This window comes from Sulfurospirillum sp. 1612 (genome assembly GCF_036556685.1).
Classification (GTDB): domain Bacteria; phylum Campylobacterota; class Campylobacteria; order Campylobacterales; family Sulfurospirillaceae; genus JAADIZ01.
This window is the reverse complement of record NZ_CP140614.1, coordinates 980,096-1,004,093: the sequence shown is the minus strand read 5'-3', so window position 1 is coordinate 1,004,093 and position 23,998 is coordinate 980,096. Positions and strand designations below refer to the sequence as shown.

Below are 23,998 nucleotides of genomic sequence, written 5' to 3'. Positions count from 1 at the left end.
TTTCACAGAAAACTTAGCCCCAATGTCTTCGTTTTCACAGAAACTCAGCCCTATTGTCTTCGTTTTCACAGAAACTCAGCCCTATTGTCTTCGTTTTCACAGAAACTCAGCCCTATTGTCTTCGTTTTCACAGAAACTCAGCCCTATTGTCTTCGTTTTCACAGAAACTCAGCCCTATTGTCTTCGTTTTCACAGAAACTCAGCTTAAGCTGAGTTTTGTTATAATTTTGATGGGTGAATTGTACCCAAAAAAGCCCTAATGGTAGGGCATCAAGGAGACATTATGAATTTAAGTATCGTAGGAAAACAGCTAGAGTTGACAGATTCAATCAAGGGGCACATACAAGGTGCTGTGGATACACTAAAAAAGTACAATCTAGATATTATTTCAACAAAATGCATACTTTCAGCTGATGAAAAAAATGGGAAAAAAGGCTTTAGCGTAGAATTTGCTATCAATCTCGCACATATGAACACCGTCGTCATCAAACAAAAAGATAAAGATGTTTATGCCGCTATTGATTTAGCGATTGATCGCGCTCAAAAAGTATTGAGAAGACATCATGATAAAGTCACAAGTTTCAAACAAAAAGAAGTACCAGAAGTTGAAACAGAAGAAGTAGAATACTCAGAAGATGAAATCGTACCAATGCGATTAGAGAGTTATAAACCAATCGATGTTGATGACGCGCTTGCCGAACTCAAAGAAAACGGACAACAATTTATGATCTTTCATGATAAAGAAGACAAAGTACGTGTCTTATATAAAAGATCTGATGCCAAATTTGGCCTCTACTAGACATCACTCACATCTAAAAGGGGTCACTCCCTTTTAGATTTTTCTACTACCATCGTATCCAAACATTTAAATATTTTGTTACTAAATTCCTCTAATTCGACAAAATTATTCAAGAAAAAATCAGCATTTTGCGCTTTGAGTCCATGGTGTTCTAATTCTTCTAAGCTCGAAGAAACCCGCTTTTTCACCTCTTGATACAAAGGCTCAATCGACCGATAAGCCGGCATTTGCCCAAAGGACTCTTTCCCTGCAGCATAATACCAAAGATCAAAACGATTTTTTGATTCATCTGTGAGTACTTCATCATGAATATTTTCATTGAGTACGGAGGCATAAGCTCGTGTTTTATAGATAATATGATCTATTTTTGCTGAAGTTGAGAAGCTTTTATCTTCTGTATATTTGGAGGCTTTTGAGGTTTTGTGGGCATCTTTATTAAACTCATACAATGTCTTTGTAAAACCCTCAATCGCCTCTGCTGATTGTACTGCAATCGTATTGATTTCATGTGCATTTGATTGAATACCCTGTGTCTCTTGCTGAAGCGTTTGTATGGTGATGGCGATTTCTGCTGTGGCTTTGCTTGTTCTCTCCGCCAACTTTCGCACCTCATCAGCCACTACGGCAAATCCTCTGCCATGTTCTCCAGCACGTGCAGCTTCAATCGCAGCATTGAGTGCCAGTAGATTGGTTTGGTCTGCAATATCCTTGATTAAATTGACCACAGATGAAATCTCTTCAGATCGAACACCAAGAGATTGTATCGCCTCTACAATATCAACAATCAAACCCGTCAAAATTTCTATTTTTTCAGAGACATCATCTGTAACCGCCATACTATCATTGGATTTTGTGGCTGTTTGTTCTGCTAATGTCTTAATATTGGATACCACATCAATCACTTCAATCATATCTGATTGTAAAATTCTTAAAGACGAAGCCATTCCGCCATTTAAATTACCAAATTTTGTACTCAAACTTGCACGCAACTGCTCCTTGCTCGCGATTAAAATCGCATCCACACCTTTTGCAATACGCTGACTTGAGATAGCAAACAATCCCTTGAGACCTTGTGGATACATCTTTCTATAACCAATACCCTGACTCGTCATATCAATAGCCGTATTGGCATCTCTCATATAGGCTTCTAGCTGGTCTAATAAATCATTAATACCCCAAGCCGTCTTAGCCAAAGGGTCATTCATATCAATGTTGACAATACGATTTTCTAGTTTGCCCATGGCCGCATTCTCAATAACACTATTGATTTTTTCTAATAGTTCCTGATTGTATTTTTTATTGATGTTAAACATATTGCTTATCCTTGCAAGGAGATGACCCACTCATCATAATTCATCTCTTTTTTTTCTAAAAAATCATTTAAATATTGCTCTGACGCACTTATATTTTCGCTTTTCTCAAGCGCTGAGAGTTTTTGATATAATGCAATAATGGTAGGCATTGCTTCTTGATTCGCTTTTCTTCTCACCGAATAATACCCAATACTCGCACCATTAATATCTAAAGAGGCTGTTATGTTTGCAAAAACCCAATAATATCCACCATCTTTGGTGAGATTTTTAATAAAAGCAAAAATTTCTTGCTGACTCTGAATCCGCTCCCATAGTAATTTGAAAATGATACGAGGCATATCAGGGTGTCGGATGATATTATGTGGAGCACCAATCAGCTCCTTTTCATCATATTGTGATAGACGAATAAAAATTTGATTGCAATATGTGATGCGTCCTTTTAAATCCGTCTTTGAGATAATAAAATCATTATCTTCCAGTTCATATTGTTGCGAATTTGGCTGGGGTTTTTCCATATTAGCTCCATTTTTTGGTATTTAGGCGCCATTATACTCCATTGCTGCTTTAGCTTTTTTTAGAATTTCATGATCTTCAGCCATATCAAACCAGACAAAATTATTCCCACTTTGAAAAATTCCACGAAGCATATCACCCCCTGCTCGATACTGTAAATCAAGCTCTGCAATTTCAAAGCCATTGGTTGTTTTGGCAAATTGACTCAGCCTATCACTCTTTTCTAGATTAGTATATAAATAACAATAGCCTTTGAGCCCGTTTCGACTGACACGCCCTCTTAACTGATGCAAACTCGCCAATCCCAATCGCTCAGGTGCCACCAGAACAATAGTGGTCAATTTTGGCAGAGAAATTCCTACCTCTATGACTGTTGTTGAAACGAGGATATTGCCCTCATCACGAAATCGTTGCAAGGTCTCTTCTTTATTTTTATCTTTGCCATAAGTGACAAACACATGCTCAAAATTTTTCTCCCAATAACCACGCCCCTCTTCTATTGATTGATAATCAATCACTTCGCTCTCTTCAACGAGCGGATAGACAATGATGGCTTGATGACCCTTTGCAATCTCATCTTTGAGATGTCCAATCAACTGTGGAAATTTAGATTTTCCGATAATATGTGTCTCGATATCTTTTTTAAAAGGCAACTCTTTGATATATGAAAAATCGATGACTGAGGCATGCATCATACTCAAAGTACGCGGGATTGGTGTGGCTGAAAATTGCAAAAAATGTGCACGCGTATTACCAACTTTGGCGATATTTGAGATGGTTGCACGTTGATTTGTCCCAAAACGGTGTTGTTCATCTACCATCACCAAATCGGTCTCAGGCAATTTCCGAAAGAGCAAAGCATGCGTACCAATAATGAAGTCAAAAGTCTCCAAATCAATCTCTTTGCTAGATTGTTGGACAACTTTAGCAACCGTGACATTGGAGGGGAGAAATTTGATAGCTTCTTCATAGATTTGATTTGCCAAGACGGTTGTAGGGACCATCAAAATCGTACGTTTAGGATATGCCATCATCACAGCAGCCAACATCACGATAGTTTTCCCGCAACCAACATCACCCATAATCAAACGCTTGGCAGCTTTTGAACTTTGAAAATCTTGCTTGATGGCATCGATACACGCTCTTTGGCCTGGTGTCAAATCAAAAGGCAAGGTAGCGATAAAGGGTTCTGCGTCATGCTCCAATCTATTCTTTGCAAGATAGGTAATATTTTTTTTACTTAATGCATCCAGATAGTGATAAATCTCAGCATATTTCAACGTTTCTTTGATATCATGAGGATAGCCATTTTTTTCAAATTCATATAAAAAATCAAGATCAGGATGATGCAAACGCCATAAATTCGTAGCATCTTTATCACTCATCCCCTCTGAAATCAAAGCTTCTTTTGTGACATATTTTTTCACTAGAGTACGCATCGCTTCGTTTGAAAGGGCTGTTTTATATTTGGAGGTAATGGTATTGATGGCTTTTAAAACCTGAGGTTGTTGTATTTGTATTTTGCCCATACCCCAGACAATTTTACCTCTGACATGCATAAGGCTACCTGGTTTGAAAATTTTCGTATGATAAAAACTGGGTCTAAAAATCACCCCTTTAATCTTTTCATTCCACGTGATACAAAAAAGATCCAAGCTTAGCGCCTTGGGTGTTTTGCTCACATGTTGTACTTCAACTTCGATACAGTTTTTTTGATTGAGCTGGGGGGTTTGGGTGATAAAACTATTGTCATAAGATTTTGGGATTAACAATGCCAATCCCAAAATAGAATCAATTCTTAATTTATCAAATTTTTTTTGATCTTCTTCTGATTGTAGTTGAAGCGACCGTTTCATATTCTAAATCAGTTAGTAACCACAGAAAAGCTCAACTGGGTAATCTCTCGATGTTTTTTGATGAAAGCATTAAGTTCACCCAAAGATAACGCATCGATCTTCTCCAAAATTTCCTTAGAGTGCCCAAGTTTAAATCCACGATAATATTCAAAAAAGGCACGATTCAGTCTCTGAGATAGCGTTTCATTGCGTAAGGGTTCGCTTCCGAGTAAAAACTTTTTGGCTTGTTCGAGTTCATCTTTTGTCGCACCGTTTTTCACAAAATCATCAATAACATTTTTGACAATGCGTTCTGCTTCTTTGCGATTTTCATTTTTAGTTTGCAAATAACCCGTAAAGGCACTGTGTGATTTATTGATACTATTTCTAGAGTAAATTGAATAAGCCAATCCCTTTTTGACTCGCACTGCCTCCATCAACCGACTACCAAACCCACTCTCTCCGAGGATAAAACTGGCAACTTTTGATTTATAATCATCTGAATCACTACTGCTCATATCTAGTGGCGCGCCAAAGTAAATATAAGCTTGCTCGGTCTCTTTGTGTACCGTTTGGTTGTTTTCATCGCCATTGGCATCAAAATGTACCAACTGTCGCTTAGCACCCACAGGCAAGACTTTCAATACATCCATCAACTCTTTTTTAAAGGCTTGAATGTCAATATCTCCACCGGCCACGATGACCATATTGGACAAATCAAGATGCTCATGATAAAAATGCGTGACATCATCTAATGTCAATGCTTTGATACTCGCACTATCTCCTGCTGTTGGCTCTTGCATTGGGGTATTTTTGTAAATGAGTTTTTTTAGATTGATATTGGCAATATAATCAAAATCACTCTCTTTAGAAGAGAGCATTCCCAACGTTTGACTCTTCACTTTCAAGAGACTCTCTTGTGTAAAATTTGGATCCATCAAAAGCTCTTTGAGCATACTCATCGAATAAGGAAACTGTTCTTTTAAGGATGAAATTTCAAATACAAACGTCTCAAATCCTGCGTGAGTACTCAGATGAATCGCACGCTCTTCTAGTTGTTCTGAAAAGGCAACGGAGCCGAGTTTTTTAGTTCCTTCATTGAGCATATTGGCTGTAAATCTTGCAAGACCGCTTTGTTTGCCATCTTCAATACTACCGCTACATCGTAAAATAATCTGTGCCGTGACGATAGGCAGATGTGTCTCTTTTTCAAAAATAATCGGTATGGAAACACCATTAACCTTTATACTATCCAAACTTTGGCTCATCAAAACTCCTTGCAAAAATAAAAACAAAATAATAAGATTTTTCACATTAAAACCTCTCTAAAATACGGTATGCAGTATCTCTTTTGGCAGGATATTCTCCCACTTCACGAATCAATCGAACCATCTCTTCTTGATTCATCTCATTACTAGCACCCGCTGCGGCTACGACATTTTCTTCCATCATGGTACTGCCTAAATCATTGGCACCAAACATGAGGGCAAGTTGTCCGACATAGCTGCCTTGTGTGACCCATGAGCTTTGTATATTGGGAAAATTATCCAAAAACAATCGACTCACGGCTAACAAACGCAAATATCGATTGGAGGACTGTTTTTTGATGCTAGGGATTTCACGTTTTAGGCGTGTATTATCGGATTGAAAACTCCACATAATAAACGCACGAAAACCACCGGTTTCATCTTGAAGATTTCGGATATGGTCCCAATGTTCGATGATATCTTCATCCTCTTCAACCGTACCAAACATCATCGTAGCTGTTGATTTAATGCCAACTTTATGGGCTTGTCTGTGAATATCAATCCAATCTGCGGTATCTAATTTCTTTGGTGCAATAATATCACGAACTTTATCACTCAAAATCTCAGCTCCAGCACCAGGAATTGAGAACAATCCTTTGGCCTTTAGACGCTCCAATACTTCCTTATATGAAATCTTTGAAATCTTCGCAATATAATCAATCTCTATGGCAGAAAAACCATGGATGGTAATCGTCGGATAATGCGTACTAATCCATGATACCAAATCTTCATACCATTCGATTTTGAGTTTAGGATGCACCCCGCCTTGAAACAGGATTTGTGTCCCTCCAATGGCAATTAATTCTTCGATTTTTTTACCAATTTCTTCAAAACTTAAAACATAGGCATCTTCTTCTTTAGCGTGTCTATAAAAGGCGCAAAATTTGCAATCAACCCAACAAACATTGGTGTAATTGATATTTCTATCTACGATAAAAGTGGTCACTTTATCTGGATGTAGCTCTTGTTTTTTAAGTGTAGCCAAGCGTCCGAGTTCATTCAGGTCATAATGGCGAATCAGCTCTAACGCTTCTTCTTTTGTAATTCTTGACATAATTTTTCCTAATATACTATTTTATTATGGGCATTATACACAAAGTTGACTAAAATTTTAGTGTGTCTGGCTAACAATTTTACTCTCGTATTTAGATTATTCCTCTTTCTTGGTGAGATTTCTCAGTTTTCCAATAAATGCGTTTTTCCCGATAAATGCCAACTTATCTTTCTCTTTTATGATATACTCTTTGTCAATATCAAAAAACCAAATTCCTTTGGTTCTGCACGCAATCATATGAATCTCATGATCAAACATCAACTCCGCTTCTCGAACACTTTTACCGATAAATGATTTAGTGGCTTCAAATTTCGCTATTTTATTGGTCGTACTAAAGTCCACATTATCCATCGATACATCTCCGACGATATTTTCTACTAATTTTTTGGCTGAATCTCGCTCCGGATAGATAATCTTAAAAGCACCCAATCGCGAGAGAATTTCACCATGGGTAAGACTCATGGCTTTGGCGATGATGTTTTTGTTGTTGAGCTCTTTGAGCGCCATCAATGTCAAAATACTCGCTTCCAAACTCTCCCCAATACTGATAATCACGGTATCTAAATCCACCACACCCGCCTCTTCGAGTGCTTTGATATCAGTACTGTCTAAAACGATGGCATCTTCTATGTATTCACTGATTTCTTGAATCTTATGTTCATCATTATCGATTGCGATAACATCAACACCCTCATCTGCCAATCCTTTAGCGATATGATGCCCAAATTTTCCTAATCCGATTACGGCATATGTTTTCATAATAAAATCCTTCCTTCTGGGTATTGTATATGTTTTACTTTTTCTTTCCCCATGATTAAAAAACCAAAGGCAAAAATTCCAATCCTTCCGATGAGCATCAACAAGATGATCATGGCCTTACCAAAAGAGTCAAAATCACTCGAAAAACTTAAAATTCCGCCATTCCCCACAGATACCCCCACGGTACAAAAAGCAGAAATCGCCTCAAAGAGCGTCTTCATAAAACCTGTATGCTGTGTTTCTGTCAATAAAATTGTCGCAATCATCACAACAAAAGAGGCCACAATAATAATCGCAGATGCCCGTTGAATAACTTCTGAAGAAATCGTTCTTTTAAAGAGATTTGGCTTTTGATTACTCAATTTAATCGTATGAATGGTGACGATTATCAACACCGCAACCGTGGTAATTTTAATACCTCCTGCGGTACTGCCAGCGCCACCACCTATCATCATGAAGATTGTAGAACAAAAAAGTAACGGTTCGCTTAAAGTTGAGAGATCGACACTATTAAAACCTGCTGTTCTAAAATTGACAGAGAGAAAAAAACTATTCAAAATACGCTGCCATAAAGGCATATTGCCAAAAACGTCATGATTATCCCACTCGATTGCAAGAAATAATAGTGTCCCTGAGACTAAGAGTATGGCGGTTCCTACCAACGTAATCTTGGTATGTACCGAGAGCATATAGCGCTTTGATACTGCTTTGGCATGCAACTCAACAAGAACAAGATATCCAATCCCCCCAAAGATAATCAACAAAGAGAGGATCATGATGACCCAGATATCACTGTTGTAGCCAATCAAACTATCAGAAAAGAGTGAAAAACCGGCATTGTTATAGGCTGATATCGTATGAAATATCGCTTCCCACAACGCTTTGAAAAAAGACATTTGAAAGCTAAAATGCAAGGTTAAAAGAACAATACCAACACCTTCAATCACAAAGGTGAACAAAAAAACTTTTTTGATAAAATTTTGAATCTCCAAATTGCTTGAATAATTCAATGAATCTTTAGCAAGGTTTTTTTCATGAATATTGAGATTTTTTTTCGTAAACAGAAAAAATAGCGTCACCAAACTCATATACCCAACACCGCCTATTTGTATGAGCATCAAGATGATAAACTGTCCTGAAAAGTTAAAATACTCCGACGTACTTTTGACAATCAATCCTGTCACACACACCGCTGAAGTCGAGGTAAAAATCGCATCGATGAATTTGAGATGCCCCACATGAGTAAATGGCAGCATCAAAGCAAAGGCACCGGCAAATATCAAAATAAAATAACTTAAAAAGATAATCTTTAGAGTTTTATGATTCATCTGGCTCGCTTTAAATCGTAGAAATTTATAAAGGTCTTTTGAAATTATAGGCTACGTTACATCAAAAAGGTATTAAAGAGTGCATCCCATTGCGTGAATCTCAACATGGTATAAATCTTATTTTGTTACAATTAAGAAAAAAAGGATTTTTATGTTATTTCCGCTTGATACGCTTATCTTGTTTGTTACAGCATCCGCCCTTTTAGCTCTGGCTCCTGGACCTGACAATATTTTTGTTTTAACCCAATCAATGAGCAAAGGCTCAAAACCTGGTATTTTTGTCACGATGGGACTTTGTACGGGATTGATCGTCCACACGACTGCCGTCGCATTGGGAGTAGCGGCCATCTTCCAAACTTCACAATTGGCATTTGATATCCTCAAATACATCGGTGCGGCCTATCTACTCTATCTTGCTTATCTTTCTTTTAAAAGTGGTGCTTCCCATCATTTCAATGCCAATCACTCTAAAATGAGCTATTTCAAGCTTTATCGTCGTGGTATTTTCATGAATATTACCAATCCAAAAGTCTCTATTTTCTTTTTGGCATTTTTACCGCAATTTACAGATATTAAAAACGGTAGCATGACCTTGCAAATCTTTGTTTTGGGATTTATCTTTATTATTTGTACCTTTATCGTCTTTAGTTCCATTAGTCTTGTCGCAGGAAAATTGGGGCATTGGTTCAATAGAAATAAAAATGCAGAAGGTATCATGAACAAAATAGCCGGTGGAATCTTCACCTTGCTGGCTTTAAAATTAGCCTTCACCAACCGATAATATGAAAAAGGCATTATTGGTATCCTTTATCATCCTCAGTTTATTAGTAGGAACGCTACTGATTGAGTACTTTTTGGAGGCAATTCTCACCTAATATATAAAATGTCATACATATGTTATATGTAAACGTTAAAATTGGTGATAACCATACGTAACCCTCATAAATTTCTCTAGAATGCTGGTGCAATCATGATGAGAAATTTATCCTTGCGATGCCAATACAAGAGGAGCACTTGCGATGAAAATCGGACTGTTTATTCCCTGTTTTATGAATGAATTATATCCTGAAGCCTCCATGGATACTCTCAAGATTTTAGAAAGTTTTGGATTGGATGTGGACTATCCACTGGAACAAACCTGCTGTGGTCAACCCATGGCCAATACCGGGTGCGCTCATGAGAGTGCCCAACTGGCTAAGCGATTTGTAGAAATTTTCAAGCACTATGATTATATCGTCGCACCAAGTGGTAGTTGTGTGAGCATGGTACGACACCATTATGCTCAGTTTGTTTCTGAGATGGAGGGCTTTGAACACGTCCAAAAAAACACTTATGAACTCATCGAATTTATACACGATATCATCAAACCAGACCATCTCAATGTCAGTTTTCCTTACAAAGTGGGCATCCATAATTCTTGTCACGGACACCGAGAACTCGGGCTTGCGAGCATGAGCGAATGCCATGCACCAGCATTTTCTAAAATCAAAGATATCTTGGATTTGGTATCAGATATCTCCTTTTCTACCTTAGAGCGCAATGATGAATGCTGCGGCTTTGGAGGAACCTTTGCGGTGAGCGAAGAAGCCATGAGCGTAGCGATGGGACGAGCACGACTTGAGGATCACATCAAAGCAGGCAGTGAGTATATCACCGGGGTAGATATGTCTTGTTTGATGCACATGCAAGGCTTGATTGATCGAGATAAACTCCCCATAAAAACTATCTACATCGCACAAATATTAGCAAAGGGGTTAGCATGAGTGACCATCCTAAACTCGCCGAAAAATTTGCTTCAAATACCAACCGTATGAAATGGCATGACAAAGCACTGTGGTTTGTTCGCCAAAAAAGGGACATCCAAGCACAAAGTCTGCCAGAGTGGGAAGCACTAAGAGATAAAGCTGATGCTATCAAAACGCATACATTAGCGAATTTAGACCATTATCTCAGCGCATTTGAGACCAATGCTAGAAAACGCGATATTGAAGTACATTGGGCACGAGATGCTCAAGAACATAACAAAATAGTGCTCGATATCTTGCGCCGTAATGGAGCGACGAAACTTGTCAAAAGCAAATCCATGCTTACAGAAGAGTGCCATCTCAATCCTTTTTTAGAAGAAAATGGCATCGATGTGGTTGACACGGATTTGGGAGAACGAATTGTCCAACTCCGACACGAACCTCCTTCTCACATCGTCTTGCCAGCCATTCATCTCAAGAAAGAAGATGTCGGTACAACATTTGAAAAATTTCTCCATACACAAAAAGGCAACAGTGACCCTACCTATCTCACACATGAGGCCAGAAAACATCTTCGAGAGAAATTTCTAGGTGCCGATGCCGCACTCACGGGCGTCAATTTTGCCATTAGTGAAACCGGTGGTATTGTCGTATGTACCAATGAGGGAAATGCTGACCTTGGTGCGAGTCTTCCGAAATTACATATTGCATCCATGGGAATTGAAAAGATTATCCCACGACTCAAGGATCTCTCTGTCTTTACCCGCCTTTTAGCACGCAGTGCCACGGGACAACCGATCACGACCTATACCTCTCATTACCACTCTCCGCAACATGAAGGAGAGATGCACATCATCATCGTGGACAATGGCAGAAGCCAAATCTTAGGCAACAAAAAATATGTCAAATCGCTTCAATGTATCCGCTGTGGCGCATGTCTCAATACCTGCCCGATTTATAGAAGAAGCGGAGGATATAGCTATGGTTACACCATTCCAGGACCTATTGGCTCCACCCTTGGAGCGAGTAAAGCGATTCAAAAAAATGCTTCGCTGCCTTTTGCCTGTTCACTGTGTGCTTCGTGTAGCAATATATGTCCGGTAAAGGTAGATTTACATGAGCAACTCTACCTCCACCGTCAAGATGTCGTGGATGCGGGTTTGTTGGACAAAACAAAACATCGCGCACTTAAAATGGCAACGTGGGTGATGAAACACCCTATGATTATGGATTCAGGTGGCAAGATTGCAAGAAAACTAGTCCCCATATTACCGCGCAATCTTTTGTATTCAAAATTCAATGTCTGGGGAAAAAATCGAGAATTGCCACCCTTTCCAAAGCAGAGTTTCAAGGAGTTGTATAAGGAGCGTAAAAAATGACTTCAAAAGCGTATATTTTAGATCAAATCAGAACCAATATCGCTAAACAAAACACGACTCAGGTAGCATTGCCTGATCTTGAAATAGCGCATGATGACTATCATGATAAAGACAAACAATTTGCACAAGCACTGCAATCTGTCGGAGGCATGGCACACTGGCTGGATACTCAAGAAAATATCGAAACTTTTATACAAGAGCATTATCAACATCATGGTACTATCGCGACCTCTATGGATTTGCAAATCGAACACATCAACCCCAATGATGTCCAAGACCCGCATGAGTTAAAAAACGTGGACCTAGCAGTGGTCAAAGGAGAATTTGCAGTAGCAGAAAATGCAGCAGTGTGGTTGCAAGATCATGAAAATATCAATCGTTCGCTTTATTTTATCGCGCAAAGATTGTTAATTGTTGTCAAAAAAGAGCATATTGTAGCGAGTATGCATGAAGCCTATGAGCAGATTAATTTCAAGGAAAATACATTTGGTACTTTTATCAGTGGTCCATCAAAAACTGCAGATATTGAACAAGCCCTCGTCATTGGAGCGCACGGTGCGATGGAGTGTATGGTACTTTTTATCTGAGTAAATGTCCGGCATTTTTCATAAAATAGACATCAGCAAAAGGTGTAAAAAATTCAAGTGCTGCGGTCGTATCTAAAATCTGGTCTAATCCTCCTAGATAGACTTCAATAGCAGTATTGCGCTCGCACAGTCGTTTGATTTGTTCTTGATCCCAAACATAATACAATGCTTTTTTTAGTACCTCTTTTGTGCTATGTTTACGGTAGATTGAAAGATCATCATGATAGGGATATTGCGCTCGATTTATAAAATCTGAACAGTAATTATCGGGATTTTTGAGAAAACGTTCTATTTGATTTTTTTTGAATATTTCGCTTCTATTTTGAAAAAAAACAGGAGAAAAGAGCTGAAGTTTGTCGATTCTTGTTTCACTCTGCAGTGCATATTCAAAAGCATCAATGGCGCCCATACCAAAGCCTGCGACACAAAAATCACAAACCTCTAGCCAATCTTCAAATAGTTTTGATTCCCCTTTAAAACAAAATCCACTAAAATATTTCATTGAGAATCTTTTTTAAATCTTCCCGTGAAACGCTCTCTTTTTCAAACAATATGTTTGAAATGCTATCTAGCGTACTTCCCATACCTAATAAAAACTTCTCGACTTCTGCAAATGCTTCATCCAAAATTTTCTCTACATCATGATTATTTGGCAAGACTTTATCGCCCATGCCATAATTCTCAACCATATTTTGGACGATACTCGTCGCGCGTTTTAAATCTTCTGTCGCATTTGAAAATTTTTCATTGTATTTGATTTGTGTCGCCACGATACCTGCAAGATATACTTTGACTTTGGAGAGCATCTGTGTTTTGGATTCAATCTCTTTATCCATATCTTTCAAGCGGTCATTGACAATAGTAATCTTGTCAAAATCCACTTCAAACCAATAGGCACATAAGGCTTTGGCCCCTTGATAGACCGATTGAATTCGTTTCTCTTCATCACTGTAACTGAGCACTTTTGTCTTGCCTAAGAGTACTTTGAGTCTCACGGCTCGAAAATCCTCTTGCTCGATTATTTGACTTTTTCGCCTGAGTGCATTAATCGCCGCTTCATTCACAAAAGTTGACAATGCCGCACCTGAAAACCCGACACTCATCTTTGCTATTTCATCAAGATTGACGCGAGAAGGTTTATCTTGGAGGTAAATTTGCAAGATATCTTTTCGATCAGCAAGATCTGGCAAGGGGATAAATACCCGTCTGTCAAATCGACCCGAACGCAACAACGCCTCATCAATGACTTCGATTTTATTAGTAGCACCAATCACGATGACACCGCTATTGTCTTCAAAGCCATCCATCTCAGTCAAGAGTTGATTGAGGGTAGATTCGCGCTCATCATTGCGCATCCCGCCACGTGCTTTACCAACGGCATCGATTTCATCTATAAAAATAATCGAAGGAGCATACGCTTTGGCATGAGAAAAGAGTTCACGCACTCTTTTAGCACCCATACCGACATAAATTTGGACAAAACTCGCACCACTTTGATAAAAAAACGGTACATTAGCCTCTCCTGCCACGGCTTTGGCGATGAGTGTTTTACCCACACCCGGAGGTCCAATCAATAACACGCCCTTAGGCAATGAAATACCATATTTTTGATATTTGCTAGGACTTTTCAGAAAATCCACGATTTCTTCAAGCTCCTCTTTGACCTCTTTAATACCCGCAACATCAGTAAATTTTATTTTCGAGATTGCCGGATTCATTTCAAAAGAGCCAAGAGAATCCAAAGAGAACATTTTGGTCTCTTTTTTTTGTTCGCTTTCAATCTGTTCTCGCATCTGACGTTTTTTTGCATAAATCACCAACCACAATAAGACAAAAGCCAACATCAATGCGGTGATAAGTGTATTGGCGTATTCATTATTGTCTTCTACTTCTATGGGGACTTTTTTGAGAAGATCTTTGATCATGATGCCATCTTTAGCTATAGAATAGACCCCTTCGGTCGTGTATAAGATAACTTCGTTTTGGCTAATTTTTGCTTTTTCGATGACCCCATTTGTCAGTAATTTATGATACGTATCTAGATTAATAATCGAGGGTGAATTTTGGATATACTGATATCCCATCAAGATCACAACAATACTCAATGCCATCATTGACACCAGTAATTTTTTGGATCTAAAATTCAGCAAAGTTGCCATTTTCTCGAACATCATAATCTCCTATCTCAATCCACTCTTTTGAAATATCTCTATCTGATTTGATATATATTTTATTATAGTACTGATCAAATCCGGTATATAAGCCATTTTTTTGTTCTTCAACAAGTATATCTAAACTTTTTTTATTCTTTAATCTAAATTCGTAATTTTTTTGTTCAATGATGGATTCCAATGCCTTTAAGCGTGTTTTTGAAACATCTCCACGAATCTCATCTTTCAATTTTGCCGAAGGGGTCCCATCTCTTTTGGAATAGATAAAGGCATGAATGTGCGTCAAAGGAAAATCTTGAATCTTTTTCAAACCATCTTCCCATCTCTCTTCGCTCTCTCCGGGATGTCCCACGATGAAATCGGTCCCTAGTGCAAATCCAAGACTTTGCAACTCATAAAAAAGTTCCAAATCATCTTTGGTATTATTGCGCCTTCTCATGATACGCAGCATCTCTTCATTGGTATGTTGCAATGCGATATGTAAATGACGCTCCAACCATGGCTCGTGCAATATTTCACGAAAACTCTCATCAATCTGAACCGGCTCAATACTCCCTAATCTCAAGCGTCTCACTCCACGAATTTTACCAATATTTTGGACCAATTTCCCCAATGAGCTGCCCTTGTCTTTACCATAGCTTCCGATATTGGTACCGGTGAGGATAAATTCTCCATATCCATTGCTGGCTAATTTTTCGATTTGTTCGAGTATTTTACTCTCATTTTGACTGCGTGCGTTACCCCTGACATAAGGGATAATACAATAACTGCATCTAAAATCACACCCTTCTTGGATTTTGATAAATGCTTTATTTTTACCTAAATACTCCTCAACAATCGTCTCATCAAGCGAAGTCAAATCACCAATCTCAACAAAGCGTGTCTCTCTTTGCAAAAGCTTATTGAGATTCTCTTTTTCAGAGTGTCCAAATACACCAAAGACTTTCTCTTTGGCGAACAAATCCGCACCCTTACTAAAAGCACCACACCCTCCGATATAGACTTGTTTCCCTTTGCGATTGAGCGCATTAATATAGCTTCTGACACCACTATCAGCACCATTGGTAACCGTGCAAGAGTTCACAACAACGATTTGTGCTTCCTCTTCATTGCGTGTCACTTCAAAATCCTTGAGATTTTGCATCATCACTTGTGTATCGTAGATATTAGTGCGACAACCGAATGTTTTAAAAAATACTTTCTTAGCCATGAAACCCACCTAAGAGCGCCATAACATCTGCTTTGGGGACATCATCACGCAATGAAAATCCACCAATCCCCTGTGGCAAGACCCAGGTAATCTTATCATGATGACTTTTTTTGTCTAGGAAAAAATGCTGATAAAAGGCTTCGCAATCTTGGATTTCATAATCCGTAGGAAGATGATAGCGTTTGAGCAGCGCGGCAATACGAGTCGCTTCATCGGCTTCCATCAAACCCAATGACACCGCCAAAGCATTGGCCATCACCATCCCAATCGCCACAGCTTCGCCATGGAGATAGCGGGTATAATGTGTCTCATTTTCGATGACATGTGCAAACGTATGTCCATAATTCAAAACCGCTCGAATACCCTTTTCACGTTCATCTTGAGCCACGACACGAGCCTTTGTTTCGATACTTTTTTGTACGGCTTTTTTCAGTGCCGCTTCTTCATGAATATCATGATTCTCAAGCCACTCAAAAAAATCTTTGTCAAACGTCACGGCCATCTTGATAATTTCTGCTACTCCGGCTGAAAATTCTCGTGCTGGTAGGGTTTTTAAAAACTGTGTATCACAATAGACACGAGAGGGTTGCCAAAAGGCTCCTATTAGATTTTTGCCATAGGGTGAATTCACGCCCGTCTTGCCGCCCACACTGGCATCTACTTGTGCTAAAAGCGTCGTAGGGATTTGAATAAAACGAATGCCGCGCTGAAAAATAGAAGCAGCAAATCCCGTCATATCACCAATCACGCCACCACCTAATGCAATCAAAATCGATTGACGATCGAGTCTGTTTTCAAAACATTGATTCAAAATATCTTGAATCGTCTCCATATTTTTATACGCCTCACCATCAGGGACACTGATAATGTGTATTGCATCGGCTTTGATGTGAGAGAGTAATCGCTCAAGATGCAGTGCAGCGACCGTTGGATTGGTCACGATGGCAACTTTGGTATCAAAGTTCATATCACTTAATGTTTCGATAAATATCTCATAGTTTTTATCTTGTGTATTATTAAAATCAATGGTAATTACCATAAAAGTTTCTCCTAAGTATCAACAGTGACAGGCATAAATACCTGATAATTTGAGGCCAATTTAAAATACAATTTATCCATATCAGTAGAAAAAATTGAGAAAATATTGGAATGGGCTATTTTTCGGCTAAAGGGGATAAATTGCACAATATCGCTCCGATGCCTCAGCACTAATAGTGGATTTTTTTGAGAATCGATAATCTCAATTTCTTTGTTAAAAATTTTAGATAAGTTATTAAAATGTTCACTCAATTCATCCTCTTCTAGTGAGCCTTCTGGTTTGAAGTTGTAGAGTTTAATTTTCAAATCTAATTGACTTGAAAAATCAAAAATCGCAGAAGATTCTTTTTCGATATCATCACTATCATTGCTCAAAATCACAGCCTCTCTAAGCTCTGAAAAACCCCAAAAGCCTATCTTAAAGATGGGTTTTCTAATTTCAAAAAATTCACGAATGTATTTCACAAAAAAATCATGACGTACGATAATGAGACCAATATCAACATGTTTGACATCCTGCTTTAGCACACGATAAAAAGAGCGCTCATAATAATCTATATTGATGCTAATATTAGCACCTTCATAACTTTTAATCTTTTCAAATTGCTTAGAATAGGTCGGATTAATCACTTTGACATACAATCGTCTTGAGTTAATTTTAGAATGCAATAACATGGCATCATTTAAAATCATGGCGATGTCTTTATCACTCATTTTTAGCATATCAATCAAGCAGTAAATCACCTGTCCAAACGGTGAAGGGAACTGACCGATTTCACGTTTGGCACTTTTGTAGACACTTTTTAAAACATTGGGGTCTCCAATAATCAACAACATATCATTGGGTTGAATCATCAAAGAATCTCGAGGCAAAATCAGTTTATTAGCGCGATAAATTGCTGCAATTTTCCACGTACTTTGCTCAATATTTCCCAAATGGCGATACGAATACGAACTCCCCGTAGGAATACGCACCTCCATAATCTCACCCTGTCCGAGTCCTACATTTTGCGCGATGACTGGCATATCAGGCAAATAATCGGTAAAACGAGAGGATAAAACTTCACGAGAATCTAAAAGATACAATCTTTTATCATCATACGCAATTCCCCAACGGTCCACCATCACAATCTGAATCTTGGGATCGATTTTTCTGATATTTTCATAAGCCGCTTCTGCATCTATTTTCTTTGAGACGACAATCATAACTTGAAAAAATTCTTGATCAAAGACAAGGGAGAGCTTTTTGAAACTCGTCGGATCAAAATTATGAAATGTAAAATTTTCAGGCTTATGTTCAGGCACCGAGCGCGCATCATAGTAGACGACCGAATAGTTGTTGGCACCGTCTTGAAGGTTCACCACTCTTTCTAAAAAATATTTAGCCAAAATACCATCAGCTAAAATCAGGATATTCTTCATCAATACTCCAAAAACGTCAAGAATCTTTTTATTATATTATACCTAAGATGAAATCAAGACTCACTTATGAGAGAAAAAGTAACCTTTTTTATTCTCTCATGATAAGACAATCACTCCCATCATCACGCCATCTTTTTATTATAAAGTTTGTGATAAAATAAAGGACAGTAGTCAATGCAAAGAGGAGGAAAAATGGACTCTTGGTTTTCTTGCAATCTTGGCGATGCCATGTTGGCAACAGAGCGCTTAGATGCCATCGAAAAACGTTTTTTATCACAATATGAAAAACAAAATCAGCCCGAAGATATGGCAATCTTTTATCGTCATGAATCAGAAGGACGCTTACAGTGTGAAGTCAAAGTCTATTTCTCACCAAAATGTGCCTCCATCGCCCAAGAATTTGACGCCATAAAATCCCCAAGACCCGCACCGGAAAGTTTGGGACAACTAGCCGGTTCCCCAAAAGCAAGAACGCTATTATGGGAAGTTTAAGCGCTAATACTGAGCATTCCCACTCCCATCATGATAAATAAAACGCCCGAAATACGGTAAAAAATCCTCAGTCTTTTTTCATCCGAAAAGAGTTGGCGCGCCCTTTTTCCCAAATAGCCATAAAACATCAAAGAGCAAAAAGAGATGAAGATAAACGTCGCGGTCATGATACAAAATTGTAACAGAGTACTTTTGTCTTGTTCTAAAAACAGTGGAAATATTGCGCTAAAGAACAAAATAGGCTTAGGGTTCGTAGCTGCAACTAAAAAGCCCTTTTGGAAGACTTTTTTACTATCAAAAAGATGCACTTTTGCTCCAGATTTGGCAAAAGCAAATTTCATTTTGTGATTGAAGATTTGTTTGAAGCCTAGATAGATAAGGTATCCCGCCCCTACGATTTTTAGTACCATAAAAAACACCGCTGAAGTCTTGAGTAAAACACCCACACCAAACATCGCTACTAAAGAGAGCAAAAACAGTCCTATGGCATTGCCTAGTGTGGAGAGAAAGACCGCTTTGAGGTTAAAGTTGATGGCATTATTGATGGCCAAAAGTATCGCCGCACCCGGAGAAGTAATCGTAAAAAATGAGATGGCCACATAACTGAGATAATTATTGAAATCCATAGTCTATCCTGATTTTTTTATGAAGTATATAATCTTTCGTGTTTCAAAGTATAGGAGCATATTGCTATTTTGCAAACGGGTGTTTCACCTGAGAGGGAGAGTGTCCGTAGAACTGTTTATAGACTTTTATCATGTGCGATTGATCATAAAAGCCACACTCTTGTGCGATATCTGCAAATTGAACGCCACCATCAATCATCGCCCTAGCTTTATTAATCTTGATATTTTGGAGGTATCGATAGGGAGAAATATTCATGTGCTTTTTAAACTCTCTGATAAAGTGATATTTTGATATTCCCAATTCTTGCGTCATGGCATCTAGGCGTATCTCTTTTGAGAGGGCATGCGCTTGCATGTAGGAGCATGCATTTTTGAGCCATTGTCTAGGCAGAGGGTGCTCATCATCCAAAATATTAACCTCCAAATAGTGCTCAATCAGATACGAGAAAAACTCTAAAGCTGCCATTTCCATCGCCATCTTATCATCAGTATCACAAAAGGATGCATAGAGCAGATAAAAGAGTGCTATGGCTTTTTGATCTTGTATTATGGATTGAAATTTTATATTCTCACAAGGCACCATCGCTTGGATAAAAGCACGTTGTGGGACGATATTAATATGAGTCCACGTACTGCGAAGAATCGCATGAGATTCATGAGGGTTGATAATCCTGATATCGTTTTTAAAGGCTGTGTAGCACGTAGTAGCCTTAGAAAAAGTACACGCGCCCTCCGTAATCAAAGATATCGAAAAATTATCATGAGAGTGGGTATCAAAGGCTTTATTTGAAAAACTGCTCTTAGAATAGGTAATCTCTTTCAATAAAATTCTCTTTCAAACCAAAATTAAAGAAGCATTATAGCACACTCCTCTTTGTGCCAAAACTCTTTATAAAAAAGATTTCGCTAAAATGGAGTCTTTCATGATTCATATAAATTAAGGATAGATTCCAAAGATGAAATTTCAAATAGATAATAAAGACCAAAATGCCAGAGCGTGTACGATTACGACTGCGCACAGTACGATACAAACACCGATCTTCATGCCAGTTGGTACGGTGGGAAGTGTCAAAAGTCTAGATGCCACAGATTTAGTGGAGCTTTTGGGAGCTAAGATTATACTGGGCAACACCTACCACCTCTACTTAAGACCGGGGGATGAAGTGGTCAAACACTTTGGCGGATTGCACGGTTTTAGTAAATTTCCCAATAGCTTTCTCACCGATAGTGGTGGATTTCAAGCTTTTAGTCTCAGTGACATCTCCAAAGCAGATGCCGATGGTATCAAGTTTAAATCCCATATCGATGGCTCGACACACTATTTTACACCGGAGAAAGTCTTAGATATTGAGTACAATCTCAATTCTGATATCATGATGATTTTAGATGATCTTGTTGCCCTCCCTGCCACCAAAGAGCGCGTCGCACTCTCGATTAAAAGAACGACCGATTGGGCCAAGCGTGCCATCACCTATCACACATCACAACAACAAAAAGGCATCGGTATCGATCAAAATATCTTTGCGATTATCCAAGGAGGTATCGATCAAGAATTCCGAAAAATCTCCGCCAATGAACTCTGCGCATTAGAGGATTATGACGGGTTTGCCATCGGGGGTTTGAGTGTCGGAGAGCTCAACTCTCAAATGTATGATACGGTCGAATTTACCACCGAATTTATGCCACAAGACAAACCTCGATACCTTATGGGCGTGGGAACGCCTGAGGATATCGTCGAAAATGTACAGCGCGGTGTGGATATGTTTGACTGTGTGATGCCAACAAGAAATGCAAGAAATGGTACTCTTTTTACCTCTTTTGGGAAATTAAATATCAAAGGGGCTAAATACATCTTGGATTCGGATCCGATCGATCCAGAGTGTGATTGTCACACATGCAAAAATTATTCTCGTGGCTATCTCAACCACCTCTTTCGTGCTCGTGAATTGACCTATTTTAGGCTCGCTTCTCTTCACAATCTGCACTACTATTTGACGCTCATGAAGCAGATTCGAGAGGCGATTCTCAAAAATCGTTTTCAAGAATTCAAAAAAGAATTTTATACAAAAAGGGGTAAATAATGAAATGCGAATGGTGCAAAATTCTCTTTCCTTTTGGGCTCATCGTCCTCATCGTCGCTATTTTCTCATACCAGTTTATCGAACCTCCTGCACCTAAAACGATTAAAATCGCGACAGGAAAAACCACGGGTTCATATTATAAATATGCGCTTGAATATCAAAAAATCCTAAAAAAAGAGAAATTTGATTTGCAAATTATCCCAACAGCAGGCTCTGTTGAGGCACTCTCATTGCTTGAAGCACACAAAGTGGATGTGGCTTTCGTACAAGGAGGCACCGCCAATCAACGGGACATCAAAGATCTCATGTCACTTTGTAGTATTTATTATGAGCCTCTTTGGATTTTCTATAAAGACAAAGCGCGATTGAAATATCTCTATCAATTTAAAGGCAAAAAGCTCTACATCGGAGATATCGGCAGCGGTACGCGTGCACTTGCTGAGGTGTTACTCAAAGAAAACAATATCAACGCAGACAATACGCACTTCATAGACCTTAAAGGAGAAGATCCCCAAAGAGCACTCCAAGAGGGAAAAGTCGATGCAATTTTTAGTGTCATTTCACCCAATTCGCAAAAAATTCAAAATCTCTTAAAAGATAAAAACTTGAAACTCTTTAGTTTCCAAAGAGCCAAAGCATACAGCAAAAAATTCTCTTACCTTTCTGCTTTAACTTTGGGTGAGGGCATCATCAATCTGGAGAAGAATATCCCCTCTTCTAATCGTATACTACTCGGTACAACAGCGACTTTAGTCTCTACTAAAACACTACATCCCGTGCTGATTAAGTTGCTGATTAAAGCAGCCAAAGCGGTACATGCACCTGCTTCAATTTTTTCAGTACAAAATGAGTTTCCCACAAGCAAATATACTCAAATCCCTATGAGTGAAGCGGCACAAAAATACCTCATAAAGGGCGATAGTTTTTTAGAGAGAATCTTTCCATTTTGGATTGCCAATTCTATCGAGAGACTCACTATCATGATCATCCCACTGCTGACACTGCTCTTCCCGCTTCTTAAAGGAGCACTTCCGCTGTATCGATGGCGTATTCGATCGAAAATCTATAAATGGTACAAAATTCTTCATGAAGTGGATTCTAAACTCATCGATGCAAAAAGAGAAGATTTAATCGCCATCAAAAAAGATTTGACCAAGATGCTCAATGAGATACAAAAAGACACCAAAATACCCCTCTCTTATATGGGAGAATATTATGATCTCAAAGTACATGCCAATTTGATACTGGGTAAAATCGATACATTATTAAAAAAACCAAAGGATTAACATGCAAACCATTCCAAAAACCATGAAAGCCATCATCCTAAAAGGGCATGGTGATTATGATCAATTGAGCCTCAAACACGATTATCCCACACCAAAACCAAAAGCCAACGAAGTGCTCATTCAAGTCAAAGCAGCGGGAGTGAATAATACCGATATCAACACAAGAATTGGTTGGTATGCCAAAAATGATGATCTCTCAAAAAATAGTAGTTGGTCAGGAGATACGCTCTCTTTTCCAAGAATTCAGGGTGCTGATGTATGTGGCTATATCGTCAAAGTTGGGGAAAATGTCGATTCAAATCGCATAGGAGAGCGCGTACTCATCGAGCCTTCGCTTAGAGAAATCAATGGAGAAGTATTACAAAATTCAGGGTATTTTGGCTCAGAGTGCGATGGAGGATTTGCTCAGTATACCGTCGTATCAGCGCGTCATGCACATAAAATAGAAAGCAAATACAGTGATATTGAACTGGCCTCTTTCCCCTGCTCGTACTCCACTGCTGAAAATCTTCTCTCACGTGCCAATGTCAGCGAAAAAGATACGCTCTTAATCACAGGAGCCTCTGGTGGTGTAGGCTCTGCGGCCATTCAGCTCGCTTTGGCACGTGGTACTAAAGTCATCGCCATCACGTCACCTAAAAAATTTGATGCCATCAAAGCATTGGGCGCCTCACAAGTCATCTCAAGAGATGATGATATCATCCAAGTATTAGGAGAAAATAGCGTCGATGTCGTCATTGATTTGGTCGGAGGAGCAACATGGCCAAAACTTTTAGAAGTTCTAAAACCAAAAGGAAGATACGCGATTTCCGGTGCCATTGGTGGCGCCCAAGTGACCCTTGATCTGCGCACTTTATATCTCAAAGATTTAAATTTTTTTGGGTGCACCGAATTGGAACCTTATGTTTTTAGCAACCTAATCAAACGTATCGAAAAAGAAGAGATCCGCCCCTTAATCGCCAAGGTCTATCCGCTTTTTGATATTGTCACCGCACAAAAAGAATTTTTAGAGAAAAAACACATCGGAAAAATCGTATTGGAAGTCTCATAAAG

At 38.8% G+C, this 23,998-nt stretch carries 23 protein-coding genes; 9 read left to right on the top strand and 14 right to left on the bottom strand.

The window, feature by feature from the left end; all coding sequences use genetic code 11:
* The first annotated feature begins 283 nt into the window (after positions 1 to 283).
* A complete protein-coding gene (gene hpf, locus SFB89_RS05000; protein WP_331775850.1) occupies positions 284 to 799 on the top strand; it encodes a ribosome hibernation-promoting factor, HPF/YfiA family in 516 nt (171 codons plus the stop codon).
* A 23-nt stretch (positions 800 to 822) separates the two neighbouring features.
* On the opposite strand, the gene SFB89_RS04995 is transcribed toward hpf, so the two are convergent.
* The 7 genes from SFB89_RS04995 to SFB89_RS04965 all read right to left on the bottom strand — a co-directional run bounded on the left by SFB89_RS04995 (position 823) and on the right by SFB89_RS04965 (position 8,908).
* Positions 823 to 2,112: a methyl-accepting chemotaxis protein gene (locus SFB89_RS04995; RefSeq protein ID WP_331775849.1), complete on the bottom strand. Its 1,290-nt coding sequence runs from the start codon at positions 2,110 to 2,112 to the stop codon at positions 823 to 825.
* Between the two features lie 5 nt (positions 2,113 to 2,117).
* A complete protein-coding gene (locus SFB89_RS04990; protein WP_331775848.1) occupies positions 2,118 to 2,627 on the bottom strand; it encodes a PAS domain-containing protein in 510 nt (169 codons plus the stop codon).
* A gap of 21 nt (positions 2,628 to 2,648) precedes the next feature.
* Positions 2,649 to 4,481, bottom strand: a complete 1,833-nt coding sequence (recG, locus tag SFB89_RS04985) for an ATP-dependent DNA helicase RecG (protein WP_331775847.1) — start codon at positions 4,479 to 4,481, stop codon at positions 2,649 to 2,651.
* A gap of 8 nt (positions 4,482 to 4,489) precedes the next feature.
* On the bottom strand, positions 4,490 to 5,728 hold the full coding sequence (locus tag SFB89_RS04980) for a M16 family metallopeptidase (protein ID WP_331775846.1): 1,239 nt from the start codon (positions 5,726 to 5,728) through the stop codon (positions 4,490 to 4,492).
* Positions 5,729 to 5,774: 46 nt separating this feature from the next.
* Complete coding sequence (locus SFB89_RS04975) at positions 5,775 to 6,821, bottom strand: dehypoxanthine futalosine cyclase (protein ID WP_331775845.1); 1,047 nt, start codon at positions 6,819 to 6,821, stop codon at positions 5,775 to 5,777.
* A gap of 96 nt (positions 6,822 to 6,917) precedes the next feature.
* Positions 6,918 to 7,580: a potassium channel family protein gene (locus tag SFB89_RS04970; protein WP_331775844.1), complete on the bottom strand. Its 663-nt coding sequence runs from the start codon at positions 7,578 to 7,580 to the stop codon at positions 6,918 to 6,920.
* Positions 7,577 to 8,908: a TrkH family potassium uptake protein gene (locus SFB89_RS04965; RefSeq protein WP_331775843.1), complete on the bottom strand. Its 1,332-nt coding sequence runs from the start codon at positions 8,906 to 8,908 to the stop codon at positions 7,577 to 7,579. Before SFB89_RS04965 ends, SFB89_RS04970 begins: the two co-directional genes overlap by 4 nt.
* 151 nt (positions 8,909 to 9,059) lie before the next feature.
* Here SFB89_RS04965 and SFB89_RS04960 point away from each other — a divergent pair, with 151 nt between their 5' ends.
* The 4 genes from SFB89_RS04960 to SFB89_RS04945 all read left to right on the top strand — a co-directional run bounded on the left by SFB89_RS04960 (position 9,060) and on the right by SFB89_RS04945 (position 12,619).
* Positions 9,060 to 9,689 carry a LysE family translocator gene (locus tag SFB89_RS04960; protein ID WP_331775842.1) on the top strand — a complete coding sequence of 210 codons (630 nt, stop codon included), beginning with the start codon at positions 9,060 to 9,062 and terminating at the stop codon, positions 9,687 to 9,689.
* Between the two features lie 238 nt (positions 9,690 to 9,927).
* Positions 9,928 to 10,671, top strand: a complete 744-nt coding sequence (locus SFB89_RS04955) for a (Fe-S)-binding protein (RefSeq protein WP_331775841.1) — start codon at positions 9,928 to 9,930, stop codon at positions 10,669 to 10,671.
* Positions 10,668 to 12,032: a lactate utilization protein B gene (locus SFB89_RS04950; RefSeq protein WP_331775840.1), complete on the top strand. Its 1,365-nt coding sequence runs from the start codon at positions 10,668 to 10,670 to the stop codon at positions 12,030 to 12,032. Before SFB89_RS04955 ends, SFB89_RS04950 begins: the two co-directional genes overlap by 4 nt.
* The gene (locus SFB89_RS04945) at positions 12,029 to 12,619 is read left to right on the top strand and encodes a LutC/YkgG family protein (protein WP_331775839.1); all 591 of its coding nucleotides are present in this window, start codon (positions 12,029 to 12,031) and stop codon (positions 12,617 to 12,619) included. Before SFB89_RS04950 ends, SFB89_RS04945 begins: the two co-directional genes overlap by 4 nt.
* Here SFB89_RS04945 and bioV read toward each other — a convergent pair.
* From bioV to SFB89_RS04920, 5 genes are read right to left on the bottom strand one after another with little or no spacing between them, the layout of a single operon-like run.
* Positions 12,612 to 13,121, bottom strand: a complete 510-nt coding sequence (bioV, locus tag SFB89_RS04940; RefSeq protein ID WP_331775838.1) for a pimelyl-ACP methyl ester esterase BioV — start codon at positions 13,119 to 13,121, stop codon at positions 12,612 to 12,614. The genes SFB89_RS04945 and bioV overlap by 8 nt on opposite strands.
* Positions 13,108 to 14,793, bottom strand: a complete 1,686-nt coding sequence (locus SFB89_RS04935; RefSeq protein WP_443082178.1) for an AAA family ATPase — start codon at positions 14,791 to 14,793, stop codon at positions 13,108 to 13,110. Before SFB89_RS04935 ends, bioV begins: the two co-directional genes overlap by 14 nt.
* Positions 14,756 to 16,000, bottom strand: coding sequence for a tRNA (N(6)-L-threonylcarbamoyladenosine(37)-C(2))-methylthiotransferase MtaB (mtaB, locus tag SFB89_RS04930; RefSeq protein WP_331775836.1), 1,245 nt, complete (start codon positions 15,998 to 16,000; stop codon positions 14,756 to 14,758). Before mtaB ends, SFB89_RS04935 begins: the two co-directional genes overlap by 38 nt.
* Positions 15,993 to 17,039 (bottom strand): 3-dehydroquinate synthase, encoded by a 1,047-nt coding sequence (gene aroB, locus SFB89_RS04925; protein ID WP_331775835.1) that lies wholly within the window; start codon positions 17,037 to 17,039, stop codon positions 15,993 to 15,995. Before aroB ends, mtaB begins: the two co-directional genes overlap by 8 nt.
* Before the next feature lie 11 nt (positions 17,040 to 17,050).
* Positions 17,051 to 18,460, bottom strand: a complete 1,410-nt coding sequence (locus tag SFB89_RS04920; protein ID WP_331775834.1) for a COG3400 family protein — start codon at positions 18,458 to 18,460, stop codon at positions 17,051 to 17,053.
* Between the two features lie 192 nt (positions 18,461 to 18,652).
* Here SFB89_RS04920 and SFB89_RS04915 point away from each other — a divergent pair, with 192 nt between their 5' ends.
* Positions 18,653 to 18,952, top strand: a complete 300-nt coding sequence (locus SFB89_RS04915) for a hypothetical protein (RefSeq protein ID WP_331775833.1) — start codon at positions 18,653 to 18,655, stop codon at positions 18,950 to 18,952.
* Here the strand turns inward: SFB89_RS04915 and SFB89_RS04910 are convergent.
* Positions 18,949 to 19,578 carry a LysE family translocator gene (locus SFB89_RS04910; protein ID WP_331775832.1) on the bottom strand — a complete coding sequence of 210 codons (630 nt, stop codon included), beginning with the start codon at positions 19,576 to 19,578 and terminating at the stop codon, positions 18,949 to 18,951. The genes SFB89_RS04915 and SFB89_RS04910 overlap by 4 nt on opposite strands.
* A gap of 64 nt (positions 19,579 to 19,642) precedes the next feature.
* A complete protein-coding gene (locus SFB89_RS04905) occupies positions 19,643 to 20,401 on the bottom strand; it encodes an AraC family transcriptional regulator (protein ID WP_331775831.1) in 759 nt (252 codons plus the stop codon).
* 133 nt (positions 20,402 to 20,534) lie between these two features.
* On the opposite strand from SFB89_RS04905, the gene tgt reads away from it, so the two are divergent.
* The 3 genes from tgt to SFB89_RS04890 are packed head-to-tail and all read left to right on the top strand — an operon-like array spanning position 20,535 to position 23,996.
* On the top strand, positions 20,535 to 21,659 hold the full coding sequence (tgt, locus tag SFB89_RS04900; protein WP_331775830.1) for a tRNA guanosine(34) transglycosylase Tgt: 1,125 nt from the start codon (positions 20,535 to 20,537) through the stop codon (positions 21,657 to 21,659).
* Entirely contained in the window at positions 21,659 to 22,945 is a 1,287-nt protein-coding gene (locus SFB89_RS04895; RefSeq protein ID WP_331775829.1) for a TAXI family TRAP transporter solute-binding subunit, read from the top strand. Before tgt ends, SFB89_RS04895 begins: the two co-directional genes overlap by 1 nt.
* Before the next feature lies 1 nt (position 22,946).
* The gene (locus SFB89_RS04890; RefSeq protein ID WP_331775828.1) at positions 22,947 to 23,996 is read left to right on the top strand and encodes an alcohol dehydrogenase family protein; all 1,050 of its coding nucleotides are present in this window, start codon (positions 22,947 to 22,949) and stop codon (positions 23,994 to 23,996) included.
* Positions 23,997 to 23,998 lie beyond the last annotated feature (2 nt).